General features: G+C 56.6%; 2 protein-coding genes. One reads left to right on the top strand and one right to left on the bottom strand.

The window, feature by feature from the left end; translation table 11 throughout:
• The first annotated feature begins 4 nt into the window (after window positions 1-4).
• Window positions 5-658: a TetR/AcrR family transcriptional regulator gene (locus ACLL9E_RS08105; RefSeq protein ID WP_411291232.1), complete on the top strand. Its 654-nt coding sequence runs from the start codon at window positions 5-7 to the stop codon at window positions 656-658.
• Here the strand turns inward: ACLL9E_RS08105 and ACLL9E_RS08100 are convergent.
• A partial coding sequence (locus ACLL9E_RS08100; RefSeq protein ID WP_411291231.1) for an NAD-dependent epimerase/dehydratase family protein occupies window positions 640-1,437 on the bottom strand: 798 nt, incomplete at its 5' end. The genes ACLL9E_RS08105 and ACLL9E_RS08100 overlap by 19 nt on opposite strands.

The following is a 1,437-nucleotide window of genomic DNA, read 5'->3' as shown; positions in this document are numbered from 1 at the left end:
CTTCATGACTGTCCAGACATCCAAAGTTATTGATATTAAAGACGGTGGTATGCCGCGGCGGTTGAGCCCGGAGGCGAGCCGGATGGCAGCGCTTGAGGCGGCGCGAAGCCTGTTGCTTGAAGCAGGGCCGCAGGCTGTCACCTTGAAAGCTGTCGCTGGCCGTATTGGTCGGACGCATGCCAATTTGCTTCACCATTTTGGCTCAGCTTCGGGACTGCAACGGGCGCTTGCCGCTTATATGGGCAATAATATTCGCAGTAAAATTGCCGAAGCGGTGATGCAAATGCGCGGCGGGGTTGTTACGCCGCAAGAGTTGGCAGATTTGATCTTCGACCATTTCGACCGCGAAGGTGCGGGTGCACTGGCATCGTGGATGCTTTTATCCGGCAATGAAGATGCGCTCGATCCGATTGTCGAGGCGATTCATGAGCTGGTCGACGAAATCGCTGAAGAAGGACATGCGGACACTTCACTGCACGAATTGACGCTTGAGATGGTCCTGATGGCGCTTGGCGACGCGCTGCTGGGTGGGCCATTGTCCGCATCGCTTGGCTTGCCGCGCGAAGCCGGACGGCAAATTGCGGGCCGGAAACTCGCGGCATCATTCGATGAATGGCAGGCCCAGCTGAACGCAGGTGATCAGAACGAAGCCCCGTAAAATGCGCGGTACCAGTCGGCAAACTTTTCCAAGCCTTCGGCCAGCATCACTTTAGGCTTGTAGCCCGTTAGTGCGTGCAGTTTCGATACATCGGCAAAGGTTGCGGTAACATCACCCGGTTGCATGGGACGCATGATCTTGACCGCGTCACGGCCAATCGCTTTTTCGAGCGTCTGTATCATTTCCATAAGGCCAACGGGGTGGCTGTCGCCAATGTTGAGAACCCTGTGCTCTCCGTTTGCGGGCGGATGGTCGAGCGCGCCGACTATGCCGTCGACGATATCATCGATATAGGTAAAATCGCGTGCCATTTGCCCATTGCCATAGACTTCAATCGCTTCGCCTTTCAGGATTTTCTGCGTGAAGCTGAAATAGGCCATGTCGGGCCGTCCCCATGGGCCGTAAACCGTAAAGAAGCGCAGCCCCGTTTGCGGGAAGCCGTATAATTTGGCGTAAGACTGGCTCATCAACTCGCACGCGCGCTTGGTCGCTGCGTACAGCGATACCGGGTCGTTGGCAGGTTCGTCTTCCTTGAACCCCTCGCCGCCCATCGGCTTGTCGCCATAGACTGAGCTCGACGAGGCATAGACCAGATGTTCAAAACCCTCTGCATGACGGCACGCCTCCATCACCGATAAATGGCCGGCAAGGTTCGAGCGTTCATATGCAAAGGGGTTTTCGAGGCTGTACCGAACACCCGCTTGCGCCGCGAGATGCACCACCCGCGATATTTTGTTGTCGCGGACCAACGCGGCCATCTTGTCTGCGTCAGCGATGTC

Origin of the sequence: Sphingorhabdus sp. (genome assembly GCF_046596595.1) — a bacterium.
Lineage (GTDB): Bacteria > Pseudomonadota > Alphaproteobacteria > Sphingomonadales > Sphingomonadaceae > Sphingorhabdus_B.
This window is presented reverse-complemented; position numbering and strand designations above follow the sequence as displayed.

Coding starts and splice junctions, on each gene's coding strand:
- ACLL9E_RS08105 (WP_411291232.1), top strand. CDS start 5: ATGACTGTCCAGACATCCAAAGTTATTGATATTAAAGACGGTGGTATG.